Origin of the sequence: Vibrio sp. 10N.222.49.C9, from assembly GCF_041474985.1 — a bacterium.
In the GTDB taxonomy this organism is placed as follows: domain Bacteria; phylum Pseudomonadota; class Gammaproteobacteria; order Enterobacterales; family Vibrionaceae; genus Vibrio; species Vibrio crassostreae_C.
This window is the reverse complement of the sequence record NZ_JBFRVD010000790.1, coordinates 1-342: the sequence shown is the minus strand read 5'-3', so window position 1 is coordinate 342 and position 342 is coordinate 1. Positions and strand designations below refer to the sequence as shown.

Below are 342 nucleotides of genomic sequence, written 5' to 3'. Positions count from 1 at the left end.
CGCAAACCTGATAGCCATGCTCCTCTACTCTTTCCGACATCTCCTCCATTGAAGATGCACTGCGAGCAAGGCCGTGAACGATGATCACCTGCTGGTTCTTGTGGGAGTTATAATCGCTGATCTCTTTGGGGGCTTCAGATTGGCTACAACCCGTAACTAATACACCAAAAACTACTGTGATCAGGCTCTTTCTCATAGACTCAATGACTCCTATTTCTTCTATCACTAGAATATCAAACAGGAATCAAACACTCACCCAATTTTGTGCAAAATCAAACCGACATACAAGCTAGCCTACCTGCGTCATTTCATGCACAACGAAAGACTCTACCGCTCCTTCTG

At 45.0% G+C, this 342-nt stretch carries 1 pseudogene; it reads right to left on the bottom strand.

Annotated elements, in window-relative coordinates:
• A pseudogene (locus tag AB4585_RS25620) lies at window positions 1-196 on the bottom strand (lipase); the annotation flags it as partial.
• Window positions 197-342 lie beyond the last annotated feature (146 nt).